The sequence below is a fragment of the Ramlibacter rhizophilus genome, assembly GCF_004681965.1.
GTDB classification, from domain to species: Bacteria; Pseudomonadota; Gammaproteobacteria; order Burkholderiales; family Burkholderiaceae_C; genus Ramlibacter; species Ramlibacter rhizophilus.
Genome location: NZ_SMLL01000001.1, coordinates 16,222 through 34,187, shown reverse-complemented (window position 1 = coordinate 34,187; position 17,966 = coordinate 16,222). Strand labels below are relative to the sequence as shown.

Genomic DNA, 17,966 nt, shown 5'->3' with positions numbered 1-17,966 from the left:
TAGTCTGATGCGCGCCTTCCGAGTCGCTCTCGTCGCCGTTTCCGTTGCGGCGCTCCAGCCGTTCGCGCCGCCGGCCCATGCCGGCGCGGGGGCCGGTGCAACTGCCGCTGGCGTGAGCAACACGCTCGGCCAGGCAGGCTTCACCGGCCTGGGCATCACGCCCAATGCCCACCTGCTCCACTGGGGCCGCGCGGAGCTGGGCTACGACAACCAGTTGCCAGGGCTGCGCAACACCACGGGCCACAACTGGGTGCTGGGATTCGGGCTGCTGCCCAACGTGGAGATCGCCGGACGCCTGGCGGCCAACACCCTGCACACCAACTGCCTTGCGGCGAACTGCGGTGCGCGCGACCTGTCGGCCAGCGGCAAGGCCTCCATCGGCCTGGATGCGCAGGGCCACTGGCGCCTCGGCGCAGGCGCCACCGACGTCGGCGGCGCTGTCACCTACTTCCGCACGCTGTACGGCGTGCTCACCTACGACCAGGGCCCCTGGCAGGCCAGTGCCGGCCTGGCGCGGCGCAGTGGCGCCGGCATCAACGGATCGCGCTCGCCGCTGGACGGCCCGTTCGCCAGCCTCGCGTGGCAGCCGCTCCCCTGGCTGCGGGCCCACGTCGAGATGGCCGATGCGCAGGCCTGGGCGGGTGTGCGTGTGTTCGCGCCCGCGGCCTGGCTGCCGCGCGGCTGGCAGCTCTCGGCCGGAGCGCACCAGCGCCTCACCGACACCGCGCTTACCGAGCGGCAGTGGTGGTCGGCCAACCTGTCGGTGCCGCTGTACCACGTCCCGGCACCGGCCCCGCGCCGGCCGTCTGCTGAGCCCGCGCGCCTGGCAGCGCCGGCCTCTCCCGCTGCAGTCGCCAGCGATCCTGGCGCCCCGGCTCGCCAGGCTCACAAAAGCAGCCAAGTGGCCGGCCTGCCCCCTTCTGACGGCGCCACTACGCCCTTGCCGAAGCCGGGCAGCCGCGCCTCTTCTCCCGAGGCGCCTGCGCCCGAAGACCTGCTGCAACTCGCCGCGCGCCTGCAGGATGCCGGCCTGGAAGACATCTGGGTCGGCCGCATGGCCGACCACTCCATCGCGGTGCGCGCAGAGAACGCGAGCTACCGCTGGAACAGCGTGGATGCGCTGGGCGCGGGGCTGGGCGTCATTGCGCACACGCTGGGTGACCAGCCCACGGCCTTCCGGTTCATCCTGACCCAGCGCCAGCAGCCGCTGGTCGCCGTCACCGGCCAGGCCGACTGCCTGCGCCAATGGATCGACGACGCAGCCTCCTGCGCCGGTGGGGAGTTGACCACCCCCGGCATGCAGCCGCTTGATGCACTGCACGGCGGGGCCGACTGGCTCGTGCAACGCGGCGCACCCAGCTCCGAGACGCTGCGCGTCATCGTCGAGCCGGTGCTGCGCACCAACATCGGCTCGGAAGTCGGCGCGCTCGACGCCTCTCTGGGCGCCAGCATCGGGCTGCAGCTGCCCCTGTGGGCGGGCGCGAGCGCAGAGGTGCGGCAGGCGGTGCCCGTCTATGAAACGCGCAACTACGAAGACGGCGGCGTCTTCGCCAGCCGGCGCGTGCGCACGCAGCTCGAGCGGGTGGCCTTCACGCAGACCATCCGCCTGCCGGTGGACCGCTGGCTGGCGCCGGGCGACCCGCTGGCCGCGCGCCGCTGGGGACTGGGCGCCGTCACCGGGCAGGTGACCCTGGGCCGCATCGGTGGCTGGTGGGACGGCGCATTGGCCAGCGTGCGCTGGGAGCCGGCCGAAGGCCTGCACCGAGTGACCGCCATGGCCGGGCACTTCCGCCATGCCGACCCGGGCGAGCCGAACAAACCCGGCCCGCAGAGCGCCACCCCCATCCTGGGAAGCTACCGCTACTACGTCTCCCCGACCCGCACCGCGCTGGAGGCCACCGCTGGCCGTTTCTTCTACAACGACCTGGGGCTGCAGCTGGGCCTGCGCCAGTGGTTCGACGATGTGAGCGTGGCGGTGTACTACAAGCGCACCCGGTTCGAGAACCAGCCGGTGCGCCAGTTTGGCGGCGTCGAGATCAGCCTGCCGCTCACGCCCCGGCGCGAGCGGGCAGCCGCCGGCCCGGTGGGCTTCATGGGCGCCGAGCGCTTTGCCACCGGGCTGGAAACCACCCTGCGCGAAGGGCGCGGCAACCCGGTCCGCTTCGGCCATGGCCTGCTGCCGCCGGCTCCGACGCTGGACGCCACGTTCAACAGCGACCGCGCGGGCCTGCGGTATTTCGAAGACAACATCCGGCGCATTCGCGATGCGGCCCGTCATGCAGTGCCGTAGTGGGCATGCAACGGACCGTGCGCTAGAGTCTGCCGCCGCGACGAACAGAGGAACACGAGAGATGGGGATCGAGGACACCGGCCACTTGCGCGGCACAGCCCGCGCGAGTGGCCGCAAGGCCGCACACCGGCACGCTGCCATCCGATGGGCCATCGGCACGGCCACGCTGGCTTCGCTGCTGGCGGCTTCGGGCTGCGCGGTGGTCACCACGCCCGGCTTCGACTACGCCGACCCGAAGCTGCGCACCAGCGTCACGCTAGGCCAGTACCTGCCTGCCGACGCCAACAACCCGCCGCAGGGCATGGTGACGCCCATCACGCCGCAGTTGGTGCAGGCCCAGGCCAGCGCGCGCCCGCGCACCGTGGCGCCCGAGGTGCAGGCGCTGTTCGGCAAGCCACAGGCCTATACCATCGGCACCAGCGACGTGATCGGCATCGTGGTCTATGACCACCCGGAGCTGCTGCCGTCGGCCGGCACCGTCATCAGCCAGCAGGCCGACCCCACCGGCATCAGCAGCGCCCCCGGCTTCATCGTGGGGGCGGACGGTCAGGTGTCCTTCCCCTTCATTGGCCGCGTGAAGGTGGAAGGCCTCACGGAGATTGAAGCTTCGGAGTTGATCCGCCAGCGCCTGGCCCGTTACATCAAGGACCCGCAGGTCTCGGTGCGCATCAACAGCTTTCGCAGCCGCCGCGCCTATGTGGACGGTGAGGTGCGCAGCCCCGGCACGCAGATCTTCACCGACGTGCCGATGACGCTCCCCGAAGCCATTAACCGGGCAGGCGGCATCACCGCCGCCGGTGACCGCTCGCAAGTGACGCTCACGCGCGGCGAGCGCAGCACGGCCATCGACCTCATGCAACTCCAGGAGCAGGGCATCAACCCCAACCAGATCCTGCTGCAGAGCGGCGACCTGGTCACCGTGCGCAATCGCGACGAAAGCAAGGTATTCGTCATGGGCGAGATCGCCCGCCCCTCGGCCCTGCCCATGCGCAATGGGCGCCTGAGCCTGAATGAAGCCCTGGGCGAAGCCGGCGGCCCCAACCTGGCCACGGCCAACACCCGGCAGATCTACGTGATCCGCAACACGATGCAGGGCACGCCGGCCATCTACCACCTGAACGCCGGCGCGCCCACGGCACTGGCTCTGGCGGAAACCTTCCCGCTGCGCCCGCGCGACGTGGTGTACGTGGACGCCGTGCCGCTGGTCAACTGGAACCGCATCGTGTCCCTCATCGTGCCCTCGGCCTTGGCCGTGGGCGCCGGGCGCAGTGCGGTGGGCCAGTAAGGCACTGGCTCACCGACTCACCGCATGAACAAGATTCTGGTCGTGTGCGAAGGCAACATCTGCCGCAGCCCCATGGCGCAGGGCCTGCTGGCACAGGCCATGCCGCAGGCGCAGGTGCAATCGGCCGGCCTGGGTGCGATGGTCGGGTGGCCCGCCGACGAGCAGGCCGTGCGCCTGATGGCCGAGCGCGGCGTCACCCTGCGCGCCCACCGGGCGCAGCAAATCAATAGCGTCTTGTGCATTGCATCGGAGCTGGTGCTGGTGATGGACACCGAGCAGCGCCAACGCGTGGAGGACATGTACCCGCAAGTGCGCGGTCGGGTCTTCCGCGTGGCCGAGCACCTGAAGCAAGACGTACCCGACCCCTACCGCCAGGGTGAACTCGCCTTCCGCGAGGCGCTGGCCCTCATCGACGCAGGCACCACCGAATGGTTGCTGCGCATCCAGAGATTGTGAACACCATGAACGCCCCGCACCCGCTGCAGGCCCCCCTGGCCTCGAACCCGCTCGCGATGCCCATGCTCGCGCCCATGCCGGCGCCGCTGAAGGACGACGACGACGAGATCAACCTGGCCGAGTACTGGGACATCATCATCGACAACCGCTGGCTGATCGCCGCCATCACGGCGGTGGCGGTCGCGGCGGGCGGTGCCTACGCCTACCTCACGCCCCCGGTGTACCAGAGCAACCTGTTGATCCAGGTGGAAGACAGCAAGGGCGGCGCGGCCAGCCTGCTTGGCGAGGCGGCCAGCCTCTTCGAGGTGAAGACCGCCGCCAGCGCCGAGATGGAAATCATCCGATCGCGCATGGTGATCGGCCAGGCCGTGGACAACACGGCGCTGTACATCGACGCCAGGCCGCGCCTGCTTCCCGTGGTAGGCGACTGGCTGGCCCGCCGGGCCGAGGGCCTGAGCGAGCCCATGCGTGGCTATGTGCACGGCAAGGAGCACATCACGGCCACGGTGTTCGACGTGCCGGCGCTGCTGGAAGGCACGCCCTTCACGCTGACCCTGGCCGGCGCAGAGGGCGCCTTCACCCTGCGCCACCCCGAGCTGGGCGAGCCGCTGGCCGGCCGGGTGGGCGAGCCCATGAGCCGCCCCACGCCGTTTGGCCCCGTGAAGCTCCTGGTGACCGAACTGCAGGCGCGGCCCGGCGCCGAATTCGAGCTGACCCGGCATGCGCGCCTGGCCATGATCGAAGGCCTGCAGAAGGCCCTGAAGCTGTCCGAAAAGGGCCGCCAGAGCGGCGTGATCGACGCCACGCTGCAGGACACCGACCGCGAGCGCCTCGCGCGGATCTTGAACGAAATTGGCGAGCAGTACGTGCGCCAGAACGTGGAGCGCAAGGCCGCCGAAGCGCAGAAGACGCTGGCCTTCCTGGATTCCCAATTGCCGCAATTCAAGCAGCAACTGACCCAGAGCGAAGAGGCCTACAACCGCTTCCGTAACCAGAAGGGCACCGTCGCCCTGGACGAAGAAGCCAAGCTAATCTTGAGCCGCAGCGTGGAACTGCAATCCAAGCTGCTGGAGGCGCAGCAAAAGCGCCGCGAGATGTTGCAGCGCTTTACGGGCGAGCATCCGAACGTCAAAACGCTGGACGCACAGATTGCGGCGTGGGACCGTGAGATCGGCAGCCTGAACGCCCGCGTGAAGAGCATGCCCGCGGTGCAGCAGGACACCGTGCGGCTCGAGCGGGACGTGAAGGTCAATAACGCGCTGTACGAGCAGCTGCGCGGCCAGGCGCTGCAACTGCAACTGGTGCGGGAAGGCAAGATCGGCAACGTGCGCGTGATTGATCAAGCCGCGTTGCCGAAGAAGCCGGTGCAGCCGCGTAAGGGCATCACGCTCGGACTGGCGCTGCTGCTGGGGCTGCTGGGGGGCGTCGGGCTCGCCATCGCCCGGGCATCGTTCTTCCGCGGCGTCGTGAACCCGCAGGAGATCGAAGCGCGAACAGGCCTGAATGTGTACAGCACCATTCCCCTGAGTGCCGTGGAGCGCGCGTTGGCTAAGGAAGCCAAGGAGAAGCAACCCGGGCTGCACCTGCTGGCCCACACCGCCCCGCAGGACCCGGCGGTCGAAAGCCTGCGCAGCCTGCGGACCTCGCTCCAATTCGCGATGCTGGACGCCCCCAACAACCGCCTATTGATCACCGGCGCTACCCCGGGAGTCGGCAAAAGCTTTGTGTCTGCAAACCTCGCGGCGGTTGTTGCCAGCGCCGGCAAGCGCGTGCTGCTGATTGACGCGGACCTGCGCAAGGGGCACCTGAATCAGTACTTCGGAATGGAGCGCGCCAGCGGGCTCAGCGAACTGGTGACCGGCACCATTGGCGCCGACCAGGCGATCCGCAGGAGTGTGCTGCCGGGCATGGACTTCATCCCGACCGGGCTACTCCCGCCGAATCCGGCGGAATTGGTAATGAGTGCCGCACTGGCGAATCAGCTCGCTGCGCTCTCGGCGGACTACGACATGGTGATCATCGACACGGCGCCGGTGCTGGTAGCGGCCGATACGTTGACCATCTCAACGCTCGCGGGAACGCTACTGCTGGTGGCGCGGTCGGGCGACACGCAGATTGGCGAGCTACAGGAAAGTGCGCGGCGGCTGGCGCATGCGGGGAGGCGTGCGGATGGGGTGCTGTTCAATGCAATGGATCTGAGTCGACGGCACTACGGGAGTTATGGGTACAGGTACGGGGCGTATCGATACCGGCAGTACAGCTACGCCAGTCAATCTAGCTCGCATGGGGCACAGCGGCTGCAATAAGCCCGCACAAGAGGCTCGCACGGCCTTAGAAAATCAGGACATAGTCTAGCGTAAAAGGTCCAAGCCGATTCTTCACGATGCGGTAATCGTAAATAGCGGCTTCCCTCATCATCCGCTGAATGTTCTCGTAACGTCAGAAGGTCATGTATCCGCCAGCTGCCCAAGCTTTCCCAACCTTGTGCAGGTACCCGTCGAACTGTCGTTTCGGGAGGCAGTGAAGGAAAGGTGTGTGCGTATGGACTTCGACGGGAAAATGCCGATTGGGAGTGGTGATGAATGACCGTCGGCCCACCCGTTAAGCTCACGGATGAAATGCAGTTGCCGATCCCGGTCTCCAACGTGCTCCAAAACCGCGGTAGACCAGCAGACGTCGAATTCGCCATCTGCAAACGGAAAATCGCCACCTTGATACTGCACCGTGCGCACCGCCGGGTAGCGCACGGCAAACTGCCGAGCCTCGTGCAGGCCGAGGGCAGTTATCTTTTCCAGGAATGGATAGTGCTTTTCGAGGTAGTTGTCAACACGGCTAGTGTCTCTATCTCGAATCCAATATCAAGAATAGTTGAGGTTGGCTTCGGCGCAATCTCCTGCGTGAACAGCCTCCACTTACGAGCCCTGTTAAATGCTGGAACTCGCTCTGCTAAACGCATAGCCCCCCAATTAGCTACGCTTGGTCAAATGGGCACCTACTGCCCATGCAAACCTCAACCCAGTTCCTAAATAGCGCGCCCACAGCCGCCTCGGCTCGCAGCAGAACCTGTGTAGCCACTCCAACCCGACTCCGCGCATCCACAAAGGCGCTCGACGGATAACGCCCGCATGGAAGTCAAATGCCGCACCGACCCCGAGCATCACCGCGTTAACGGAGGCCGAATTTCGTGCCATCCATAGCTCCTGCTTCGGACATCCAAGACCGACGAACACAATCGACGCAGTCGAAGCGTTTATCGCCGCCGTTATCGCCGCATCCTCTTCCCTCGTAGTAGTTCGGAACGGCGGCGCATACATGCCAACTATTTTAATCCGCGGAAATCGATGCCCCAGATTCCGAGCAAGAAGGTTCAGGGTTCTAGACGTTGCGCCATAGAGGAATATTCCCAACCCTTCTGCTTCGGCGAGTTCACATTGACGCAACATCAAATCTGGCCCAGGAACCCGACTTTGTGCTGTCTCGCCAAATCGACTAACGGCCCAAGCGACAGGAGCACCGTCAGGTACCACAAAGCGGGCCAAACACAACGACCTAAGAAATTCATCGTTGCTGCGAGCCGTTACCACGGAATGTACGTTGGCGAAGCATACGTATCCTTTTTCCCGCGTGATAGCCATCCCGAGGATGCTCCTAGCAACGCCTTCAAAGTCCATTGCATCCAACTCAACGCCTAGTACCGACACACGCGTGCTCAAGTTTCACCCCCTAGTTCCTTGTGCGTCAGGATAGACTGAGCGAACAGGCGTATCCTCACAGAATCGGGAAGAAGCCAGACGCACCCAACAAGAACGGCATACAGCTTGTCGAGCCAAGACGCAGTGTCAGCGGCCCCCCTAAGCTCCGACAAATATTCAAGACGATGCACCGCCGACAGCTGCCCCTCGTGAATAGTAAATCCACCGAGCCACAAGCTAATCACACGAAGTCTATATTGCGCCGAAATGCAGCGCCAAAGGTAATAATCGCCGGCAAGGTGCATTCCTTTGAGTCGATGCAAGTCGATTGTTGAATGCGCCCGGCGGGACCAAAACGTGCTTTCCTGCTGGACGCACGGGAGCAGCAGCCCAAACTGACCACAGTCAATCAACCTACGGGGGTACGGCCCAGGCAGTCTTGCGCTGATGATGTCGCCACTGTCGTTGTACTTTACGTTGAGACCCGTTACCCAATCATGGCCAGAACGAAGTGCCATCGAAACGTTGGAAAAGGCGCGCGGCGCGTAGTAATCACCGGCATTGACATACGCAAGTACGTCGGCATTGCCGACCTCGGCATCCGAAAATCCCTTACTGAGCGCATCGTACATTCCAGAGTCCGGCTCGGAATAAACCCGAATCACCAGATTTGGATAGGATAGCTCACCAGCGAGCAATGCAACGAATTCTGGCGTTCCATCGGTAGAGCCTCCATCCCGGACGATATACATTACCTGCAAACGCGGATCAGCGCACTGCAACGCAACTGACCGGATAGTGCGCTCGATCAGCGCCCGTCCATTGAATACGGGAGTAACAATCAAAAATCTCATCGGACTTTCCGACTCAAGAACGGAAGGCCTAAAAATAGCGGCAACAGCAAGAAATGCTGGCTCTGCAATGCCAAAAGCAAGAACATGACCAGTACGATTCGATCCTGCAAACACACTCTGGCCCGGGACCAGAGGACACCAAAATAACCGAAGAGCCCAACAAGCCCCATCGAGGCCAAAAACCCACTGAACCCGTTTCCGTGCCCAAGATGCACTCCGATGAGCCATGGATGATCAGCGTAGCGTGTCTCAGGCGCAAAGCCGTTGCCGGTCAGCGGCCGCTTATCTATGTAATGAATATCAAAGAGGAAAGCGCCAGAACGGCTAGGATTGAAGTCTCCAGCATTGATAGCCGAGTAAGACAGCTCCTCTCTTATCTTCGGCCCCAGAAAATCCAGTTGCGAATAGATCACGGAGACTGCTACACCGAATCCAGCGAGCAAAGCCATCCGCACAGGAACTCCACGGCGATTAGCCAACGCCATCCGCACGGCAATCACCACGAAGAATATAATGTATCCGGCCGTGCTAAATGTTGTGAGCAATGCGATTAACATCAGCACCAACTTTGACCGCCCTTGGGAGGCGATTACCTTTAGCGGCACAAGAGCGAACCCCAAGTTGAGGAAGCCCTGGAAGGCGCCGGGCTCCCAGAAGAGACCGGCGTTTCGAAATGGATCCGTAGTGACCACTGTGTGGAGACCGATTGACCGATGATTTCCGGCAGGTGCGAACGTTTCGACAAAGGCTGGAAAGCTGTCCGCCCCCACCGCTAACTGTAGGCTATACATCACCAAGCTAAGCACTGATGCATGGAACATGACGGTCAGATAGACGTTGACGAATGCCCCACGTAGCGTAGCGATGACCAAGCCACCTGCCAGCACCTTCAGCAGCAGAGAAGCCATCCAAGGGAATGCCCGTCCGTACTCAACGATCTGAGCAAAGATAACGATCGCGAAGGCGGAGCTCAGCAGCAAGAGGACCTGAACAAAATGTTTGGAACGTACCGCCGCTCGCCCGTACATTGCCGCCGCAAGAGCTAAAAAGACAGGCAGGGAGTACTTGATAGCAACATCGTTGTTCAGTGCAGGACTGCCACTGACTACGATAAGTCCAGCGACCATCACATATGCCCGCGCGAACGCGTGGCCAGAAAAATGCGATTCGCATTGATAATTACTCATTAGGGCGGTCCTTCGATTTGCCCGCATTGACCACCGCTAACGGATTCCAATCCGGCTATCGAGTCACAGGATTGATTGATAAAGATCGACATACCGCTTACCGACCGCTTGATTGCTCCACAGGGACACCGCTCGGAGCCGGGCGGCGTCGCGCAACTGACGTCTATCTGGGTGCTCCAAAACCCACTGGATTCCATGGCCAAGCTCTTCTGCGTCGAATGGGTGAGCTAAGTAGCCCGTAACTAGGTGATCGACTACATCCGGCAATCCGCCCGTTGCAAATGCCACCACCGGCGTTCCGCACGAATGTGCCTCGAGCCCAGCATTTGGCAGGTTTTCGGACCTTGACGGGATCACTACGACGTCCACCGCTGAATACAGCAGGCGCAGGCTAATGTCGTCGTGCAAATGCCCAATATAGTGAACTGCCATTCCACCCTTGCTGCGCTCGGGCGCTGATTGCCCGAGCACCACCAGTTCAGCATCTGGACAGATTCGTTCCAAGCCGCAAAGCGCCTCCTGAAGTAAATCAAACCCTTTACGAGGATCGCGTGAACCGCCCCACGCACCAAACATGACTAGAGGCACGTCTTGGCGGAGGCCTAAAACCTCCCGAGCCACAAGCCGATCTACTGGAGCCCATGTCTCTGTGTCGATTGCGTTCGGGATAACTGTCACCGGCCAGTCCTTCATCAGCGCACTACCCCTAACGCAGGTGGCCAGCCACTGGCTAGGACACACGATATTGATAGGCCGCTTCCAGCTACTTTTTTTACGCCGCCACGTCCAGGCGTCGATGTTTTCGGTCCAGTTCATGGGAACGCGCCAAGAGTACTTGTAACCGCGGGTCCACCTGTCACTTAGCGCGTAGTGCTCATATCCGCAAAATGCCCACATGTCATGCAACGTCCAGACCGTCGGCTTTTTAATGGCTCCTACTTCAGAGATCGACATCATCTCAGCGTTAATCCAATGCAGATGAACAATGTCAATATCGTCCCGCTTCACCGCTGCACCAAACGAACCAGGCAGTATGGCAAGAGAGCGATAACCGCCGTCCGAACGAGAATTCAGCAAACGGTCCATCAGGGCTGCGCCAAGCCTCAAGTAAAGCTTCGCCGCGAAGGAAGTTGGCCCTTGCACTGAGGGATCAGCGATGGTCTGCTTACAAACATACATCCGGGAATTTACTCCACAATCGCGAAGGGCGTGGTGCAAACGATATGCCGCTCGGGCAGCGCCGCCCTGCGAGTCGAAGTGATTCACCAAGGCTATGTTCATGGTTTTGCACGCCTAGCTTGACGAGCACCAATCTGGCGTATCCATGCGCTGCAGAGAGCTCGCACTAGCGGCCCGATAGCTTCCAAGTCTTTCGACAGCAACGCGCTCTTGGTTAAATTTGCCAAATGGCGCCGATAGAATTCAGGATCAACTCGAGGCGCCCAGTCCTTCACGACCCGCCAGCAGTCGTAGTGATACTTGTGGCGCCGCGGATAAGTCCACTCAACGTTAACCTGTGGCTCTTTCACGCAGCAACTCAGCGCTCCCGAATTCATACACCTAACGAAGAAATCGTAGTCTTGATGTCGACCTAAGTCCTCGCGCCAGAGTACAGCGTGCAGCAGTGACGACGCCACCATGTATGTACTGGTTTGGGCCGGACGATATGCAAGAAGGTAGTTCTCTGGAGTCGCAAAGACCCGCCAATCGTCTGCAGTAAGGGTCTCTTTCAAGCCACCCGCTCGATGGACATTAATCGAGCCGTAGACAAATCTTACGTCTTTATCAGCGTTATTGAGCGCTCTCGCACAAGTTTGCGCCCAATCAACATCCCACCAGTCATCACTGTCGAGGAATGCAACCCAGGGCGTAGAGACGCATTTAGCACCCAAGTTACGCGCGGCGTTCGCGTTTTTACATGAATCTGGCGCCTCCAGAAGCCTGCACTTGATCGACGAACTTGAGAGTGCTGCCCGCAAAACCTGTTCAGCGTCCGAAGCTTTAACGGGTCCGTTGCAAACAATGACCACCTCCTCTGGTGGATAACTTTGCTCAAGTATGCTCAACAAGCACCGCGCGGTGTTTCCACCGATCTTTCCGTAAGGCACAACTACTGAATACGAAAATTGAGGGCCGGGACTCATGTTGCGGTCACCCCGATCTTGGTTCTTCGGACCCCAAGAACATCAGTTATTGCCCTAAGCACCTCAGGCATGAAAACTGACGCGAGCAGACCGTAAGTCGCAATCCAAGCAGCAGTTGCAGCCAAGGTCTGAACTACAGGGGACAAATCAAACCTCTCAAATGCGTACACTACCACTACTCCCGAAACTGCAGCACACAATACCGGCCCGCCGGCAGTTTGCAAAACGCGCAGCGGCGTTTCATTCATCAACCGGAGTGCAAGACCAAAACAAGGCACAAGATTGCAGACGCTAGCACAGAGGCACGCGATTGCAACGCCTTCAACTCCACCCCAAGCGCTGCCGACAGCTGAAAATAAAACGGTTAAGCCAGCGTTAAACATCCCTAGCTGCAACAAGAGTAGGGTTTTTTCTTTCGCCATAAAAACAGCACCCAGTGTACTTACAAGCGACTGGAGAAAACCGGCAGGCGCGAGCCAAGCAAGGGCTACTGGCACATTGGACCATGCTGGACCAAATGCGATCTCCACTATTTCCTCTCTAAAGCACCACAACCACGCCATCAACGGCGCGGTTACGCCCGCAATCAACCTGAGATTCCCAAAGTAGATCTCCGCAAATACGCCCAAATTGCCATTGAATCGACTCAGGACCGGGTACGTGGCGCGCGAGATGACCTGCGTTATGTTCTGAACTGGAAAAGCCATCAACTTATATGCATGCGAATACGTACCGAGCGCCATCGGTCCGATCATCCTCCCTATGATTGCCGCATCCGCATTTCGGGAGACATAATTCACAAGGTTGAACGCCCCCACACTTCCGCTAAAAGACCAAAGAGACACCGCTTCAGCTTTGTTGAACCTTATACGAGGTCGCCAGTTGGCCGCCACCGACAGCTGCATTGCGACTACGAAGCTCGAGACCAAGAGTTGTGCAACTAGGCTACCTACACCGAATCCGGCGTATGCGAGCGCAACTGCGGTGATAAGGCCTGACAATGCAGCGATGCCTTCTATGCGCGCAAGCGTCCTAAACCGACTAGAACGTTCTAACAGCGCTTGGGGTACAACGGTGCAGCTGTTGATAATGAAATTTAGGGCTGAAAGACAGATGTAAGGGGTCACGCTATGTACGCCGACCGCTGCAGCCAAGGCTGGCGCGGCGACCGCTGTGGCGATCGCCAATGCGCCACCCGCGGAAATCACCATCAGAAATACTGAGTCGAGAGCCTCCTCGCTGACGTGTTTCCGCTGAACCAGCGCAGAGCCGGTGCCGAAATCCCGGAACAGCGCGCCAAAGTTAAGTATGACCATCAATGCAGCCATCGCACCATACTCAGCAGGTGACAAGTAGCGGGACAGAACCGAGAGACCGACCAATTGAACTAGGACGCGAATTCCCTGGCTCCAGAATAGCCAGCGCACATTTCTGTTGACGGCAGTGGCTTCGACATCTTCCATGCGGACGCAGGTTGGCTTCACGTTGCCTGCCCTGGCTTTCTACCAACGACGACATAGCCTGCCGTTTCGTTCGGCGAAGCCCAACGCGACGAGACGATACCAGCGGTCGTTTGACTCACCCACCATAAAGGAACCAATATGGCACGAATCAACTTCCGCAATAAACGCGGCCCTTTGATCAATCGAAGTGACTGGTAGTTGAGCTTGAGCACCCACATCTCCCAAAAGCCGGTTGTCTCCTCAACACACACATCCTCAAACCCCGCTTTTCTTAAGAGATAATCGAGACCAAACCGGGTATAGCGGAAATAGTCCCAGGGGGACTCGTGCACCCACCACTGAAAAGGAACGGTTATTAATATTACACCGCCAGGACGTAGTATCCGATTGGCTTCGCGCAGCATGTTCAGCGGCTCACATAAATGCTCAAGCACCTCAAACGAAACAATCGCATCCGCAGATTCGCTAGGAATCGGAAGCGGAGAGTTGAGGTCTGCAACCAGTTCGCATCGAGTTCCGTGCAAGGTGTTTGACCAGTCAACGCCGACGTACTCCTCAGCCCGCTCCAGGATATCCGCCTCGTACGGCATTGTTCCGCAACCAAAATCATAAACACGCCCTTGCAACAGATGCAAATGACGCGCAACAGCGCTATTCAACGCTCGCTTCATCAGCCAATTGTGCGAGAGCTTATCAATTGAATTCATCAGTTCAGATTAACTCGCCGCGCAGTCGTAGAGTCGCTCGAGTTCAGATGTGCAATTAGCCAAATCAAAACTTCTTGCTACGTGAATTATCGCGCTCGCACTCATTGCTTCAGCACAATCATCCACCGTCAAGATGTGCTTTAATTTTCCAGCGATCGCAGCGATGTCATTCGACGGGCAGATGAATCCGGACTCTCCATCAAGGACCGCTTCGCGCCCTGCTTGCGTCGCAACTACAGGAAGCCCGCATGCCTGCGCCTCGAGCAGCGAAATAGGCAACCCCTCTGCATCCCCGTTCTCAGCCGTAATGCTGGGCAAGCAGAAGACTCTTGCATCTTGCATTATTGCTCTAACCTCTTCATGCGAGCATGCTCCTTTGAAGCAGACATTCACGGCAAGGACCTTAGCTAGCTGCTCGCATTCAGCACGCTGAGGACCGTCGCCAACAACAGTTAGATGCGCGCTTGGGAGCGCATGCTGAACGACCGCCATCGCCCGGATCAGATTGAGAGCGCCCTTTTTCTCAACCAACCTTCCAACAAAGAGGACCTTCGCACCTCTGCTTCGTACGGGCAAACCAACCGGTTTAAACACTTCACGATCAACCCCTATGTGCAAGACACTCACCTTTTCGGACGGCAAGCCGTACATTGCGATCGCTTTGCTCCGGATTGAATTCGAGACGGCTACAAATCGGACCCTAGGCTGCCGGGCCAGTCGGGCAAGAAGGTTAGGGTAGTGCCGACGGGATCTACCGCCGTTTCCGGCCCACCACCACTCCGGCCGGATAGTCACGTCGTACCCGTGCAATGTCACCACCACCGGAATTTTCGTCTGAGACAACCATCCCCATGCGGAAACCGCGTCCACACCAAAATGGACATGCGCCAAATCTGGTGCAAAGCGGTGTACAGCTCTTATTCCAGAACTGATGCCAATAAAATTCAGAGCGCGAAAAGGCAGCCCACCCCAGCGACTCGGATCAGTACCCATTGGACCACGAATGAGAGCCGGATTTATACCTTGAAGATTGATGCCGGGCTCTACAAGCCGATAACCAAACAATGCCGGCTGCCAGCGTCTTAGCGCTAAAAACTGCTGATAGATAAACGTCTCGGTGACCGGCAGAAGATCACTTCGAAACACGAGGACTTTTCTCATTAACTGCTCGACTGCGCGTTCCGCAAACCCACATTCACACCCCAGAACTGTGCATCCTAACTCCCGACGCTCAGCATTTCAGCTGTCGCCGCCAAAGAGATCTCTTGTGTAAACCCGTGCAGCGACGTCATGCAAATCAGGCGACATGCGATTCGAAAGAATCAAGTCTGAGCGACGCTTAAATTCATCGAGCGAGCGCATCACCAGCGAGTGCATGAACTCGGGCGCAGTTATCAGAGGCTCGTAAACGATGACCTCGACGCCCTTGGACTTGAGTCTTTCCATCACATCGACTACGGAGGACGCGCGGTAGTTGTCTGAGCCCGCTTTCATGATCACGCGGTGAATACCGACCACCTTCGGTTGCCGGCGTAGCACCTCCCGAACAATAAAGTCCTTGCGGGTACAGTTGGCATCGACTACCGCGCGAATTAGGTCCTGCGGCACGTCCTCGCAGCTGCCAAGGAGTTGTCGCGTGTCCTTAGGCAGGCAGTAGCCGCCGTACCCGAAAGACGGGTTGTTGTAGTGCCGGCCGATCCGCGCATCAAGGCCTACGCCATCGATTACTTGACGGGTGTCCAAGCCATGCACGGCGGCATAGGTGTCCAGCTCGTTAAAGAACGCGACGCGCAGGGCCAGGTAGGTGTTGGCGAACAGCTTGATTGCTTCCGCTTCGCTATTGTTGGTGAGGAGCACGGGCACTTCCGTGTCTAGGGCGCCTTCGCGCAGCAGCCCGGCGAAAATGGTTCCCCGCTCGGCCCGCTCGCCGACGACGATCCGCGAGGGATGCAAGTTGTCGTGCAGCGCCATGCCTTCACGCAGGAATTCCGGCGAGAAGACGATGTGGGCGTGGCCCAGTTCGGTCTTCAGCTTCTCCGTGTACCCCACGGGCACGGTGGACTTGATTACCAGTGTGGAGTGCGGGCTGAGCGCGATGGCCTGCCGCGCCACCACCTCGATAGACTGTGTGTCGAATCGATTCGTTTTTGGGTCGTAGTCCGTGGGGGTGCAGATCACGACGAAATCTGCGCCTTTGAAGGCCTGCGCTGCGTCCAAGGTGGCCCGCAGGTTCAGCGATCGGGTCTGCATGTAACTGTCGATCAGAGCGTCTTTGATGGGCGAGCGCCGCTGGTTCACTTCCTCGACCCGAATCGGGTTCACATCAAAGGCCACCACCTGATGGCGCTGCGCCAGCAACACGGCTAGCGACATCCCCACATAACCCGTCCCGGCGACGGCGATTTTCTTCATTGCGTTTTCCTGGGCTGCTCAACCTATCCGCTTGGCCCCGGCAATCGGCACGACTCGCCCGTAGCTGTCGTCCAGCCGGACGATATCGTCTTCACCGAGATAGCTCCCCGACTGAACCTCGATCATCTCCAGCGGGGTCTTGCCCGGGTTGTGCAACCGGTGCACTTCGCCCAGGGGGATGTAAGTGGACTGGTTCTCGGTGATGAGGAAGGTGTCCTTGCCGCGGGTGACTTCGGCCGTGCCCTTGACGACAATCCAGTGCTCCGCCCGGTGGTAGTGCTTTTGCAGACTGAGCGATGCGCTCGCCTTGACCACGATGCGCTTGACCTGGAAGCGCGGGCCGGCTTCGATGCTGTCGTAGCTGCCCCAGGGGCGCTGCACCTTTCGGTGGCTCACGGCTTCGGGGCTTTGGCTGGCTTCCAGCGCGGCCACCACGGCCTTCACCTGTTCGGCGCTGGCGCGGCGCGTCACCAGCACGGCGTCCGGGGTGTCGACGATCACCACGTCTTCCATGCCCAGGGCCACCACGCGGCGGTGCGGGGCGTGGATGTACACATTGCGCGAATCGACGGCCACGCCCTGCCCCTCGATGCGGTTGCCCTGCTCGTCGGGCTCGGTCATGTCGGCCACGGCGTTCCAGCTGCCCACATCGCTCCAGGCCGACCGGAACGGATACACGCGCACGTTGTCGTGCCGCTCCATGACGGCGTAATCGATGCTCTCGCTGCGACAGGCTTGCAAAGGCGCCTCGGCCGGGCGCAGGAAGATGCCGTCGTGCGTGCGCCCGCTCATCGCCTCCTGGCAGCGCGTGAGGATGTCGGGAGCGTGCTGGGCCAAGGCCTCCAGCAGGGTGCCGGCGCTGCATAAAAAGATGCCCGCGTTCCACAGCACCTTGCCACCCAGGATCAGTTCTTGCGCGAACTCCCGGTTGGGTTTTTCGATGAAGCGGCGCACCCGGTGGCTGGTATCGCCCTGGGGCTCGCCGCATTCGATGTAGCCGTAGCCCGTACTCGGGAAGGTGGGCAGCACGCCGAAGGTGACGATGGTGCCGGGCTGCCTGGCCGCGCGCGCGGCGTTGCGCACCATCTCGCAGAAGGCCGCTTCGTCGGGAATGTGGTGGTCAGCGGGGCAGAACAGCAGCAGTTGCTCGGGACCGGCGGCTTGCAAGGCCGCAAGCGCCATCGCAGCGGCCGTGTTGCGGGCCACCGGCTCCAGCAAGGCGGTGCCTTGCACGCCGGCTGCTTCGAGAGATTCATTCACCAGAAAGCGATGGTCTTCCGCGCCCACGCACAACACGCCAGGGTGGCCTGGGCCCTTGCACAAGGCGGCCACGCGCTCCAACGTCAAGGCCAGCAAACTCTTGCCGCCAATCAACGGGACGAACTGCTTGGGAAAGGCTTTGCGGGACAGCGGCCACAAACGGGTGCCGGAGCCGCCGCACAGGATGACGGGCTGGATCATTACAGTACTTGGAGC

General features: G+C 60.7%; 15 protein-coding genes. 4 read left to right on the top strand and 11 right to left on the bottom strand.

Translation table 11 applies throughout. From position 1 onward, the window contains the following. Positions 1–112 precede the first annotated feature (112 nt). The 4 genes from EZ242_RS00145 to EZ242_RS00130 all read left to right on the top strand — a co-directional run bounded on the left by EZ242_RS00145 (position 113) and on the right by EZ242_RS00130 (position 6,337). On the top strand, positions 113–2,290 hold the full coding sequence (locus EZ242_RS00145) for a YjbH domain-containing protein (RefSeq protein WP_167784582.1): 2,178 nt from the start codon (positions 113–115) through the stop codon (positions 2,288–2,290). 61 nt (positions 2,291–2,351) lie between these two features. After that, the gene (locus EZ242_RS00140; protein WP_135283093.1) at positions 2,352–3,575 is read left to right on the top strand and encodes a polysaccharide biosynthesis/export family protein; all 1,224 of its coding nucleotides are present in this window, start codon (positions 2,352–2,354) and stop codon (positions 3,573–3,575) included. 24 nt (positions 3,576–3,599) lie between these two features. Further along, positions 3,600–4,031, top strand: a complete 432-nt coding sequence (locus EZ242_RS00135; RefSeq protein ID WP_135283092.1) for a low molecular weight protein-tyrosine-phosphatase — start codon at positions 3,600–3,602, stop codon at positions 4,029–4,031. A 5-nt stretch (positions 4,032–4,036) separates the two neighbouring features. Continuing rightward, on the top strand, positions 4,037–6,337 hold the full coding sequence (locus EZ242_RS00130; protein WP_338101433.1) for a polysaccharide biosynthesis tyrosine autokinase: 2,301 nt from the start codon (positions 4,037–4,039) through the stop codon (positions 6,335–6,337). 141 nt (positions 6,338–6,478) lie between these two features. Here the strand turns inward: EZ242_RS00130 and EZ242_RS22610 are convergent, their stop codons facing one another. The 11 genes from EZ242_RS22610 to EZ242_RS00080 form a co-directional block, all read right to left on the bottom strand. Further along, positions 6,479–6,802, bottom strand: coding sequence for a class I SAM-dependent methyltransferase (locus EZ242_RS22610; RefSeq protein ID WP_420821223.1), 324 nt, complete (start codon positions 6,800–6,802; stop codon positions 6,479–6,481). Between the two features lie 195 nt (positions 6,803–6,997). Continuing rightward, entirely contained in the window at positions 6,998–7,666 is a 669-nt protein-coding gene (locus EZ242_RS22605; protein ID WP_420821222.1) for a WecB/TagA/CpsF family glycosyltransferase, read from the bottom strand. Positions 7,667–7,740: 74 nt separating this feature from the next. Continuing rightward, positions 7,741–8,577: a glycosyltransferase gene (locus EZ242_RS00115; RefSeq protein WP_167784581.1), complete on the bottom strand. Its 837-nt coding sequence runs from the start codon at positions 8,575–8,577 to the stop codon at positions 7,741–7,743. After that, complete coding sequence (locus EZ242_RS21855; protein WP_167784580.1) at positions 8,574–9,764, bottom strand: O-antigen ligase family protein; 1,191 nt, start codon at positions 9,762–9,764, stop codon at positions 8,574–8,576. The genes EZ242_RS00115 and EZ242_RS21855 overlap by 4 nt, the downstream gene beginning before the upstream one ends. A gap of 63 nt (positions 9,765–9,827) precedes the next feature. Next, positions 9,828–11,045: a glycosyltransferase family 4 protein gene (locus EZ242_RS00110; protein WP_135283090.1), complete on the bottom strand. Its 1,218-nt coding sequence runs from the start codon at positions 11,043–11,045 to the stop codon at positions 9,828–9,830. Further along, positions 11,042–11,908, bottom strand: coding sequence for a glycosyltransferase family 2 protein (locus EZ242_RS22600; protein WP_135283089.1), 867 nt, complete (start codon positions 11,906–11,908; stop codon positions 11,042–11,044). The genes EZ242_RS00110 and EZ242_RS22600 overlap by 4 nt, the downstream gene beginning before the upstream one ends. After that, on the bottom strand, positions 11,905–13,371 hold the full coding sequence (locus EZ242_RS00100) for a lipopolysaccharide biosynthesis protein (RefSeq protein ID WP_135283088.1): 1,467 nt from the start codon (positions 13,369–13,371) through the stop codon (positions 11,905–11,907). The genes EZ242_RS22600 and EZ242_RS00100 overlap by 4 nt, the downstream gene beginning before the upstream one ends. Before the next feature lie 17 nt (positions 13,372–13,388). Then, positions 13,389–14,078: a class I SAM-dependent methyltransferase gene (locus EZ242_RS00095; RefSeq protein WP_135283087.1), complete on the bottom strand. Its 690-nt coding sequence runs from the start codon at positions 14,076–14,078 to the stop codon at positions 13,389–13,391. 9 nt (positions 14,079–14,087) lie between these two features. After that, positions 14,088–15,239: a glycosyltransferase gene (locus EZ242_RS00090; protein ID WP_135283086.1), complete on the bottom strand. Its 1,152-nt coding sequence runs from the start codon at positions 15,237–15,239 to the stop codon at positions 14,088–14,090. A gap of 78 nt (positions 15,240–15,317) precedes the next feature. After that, on the bottom strand, positions 15,318–16,490 hold the full coding sequence (locus EZ242_RS00085) for a nucleotide sugar dehydrogenase (protein ID WP_135283085.1): 1,173 nt from the start codon (positions 16,488–16,490) through the stop codon (positions 15,318–15,320). Between the two features lie 18 nt (positions 16,491–16,508). After that, a complete protein-coding gene (locus EZ242_RS00080; protein WP_135283084.1) occupies positions 16,509–17,951 on the bottom strand; it encodes a mannose-1-phosphate guanylyltransferase/mannose-6-phosphate isomerase in 1,443 nt (480 codons plus the stop codon). Positions 17,952–17,966 lie beyond the last annotated feature (15 nt).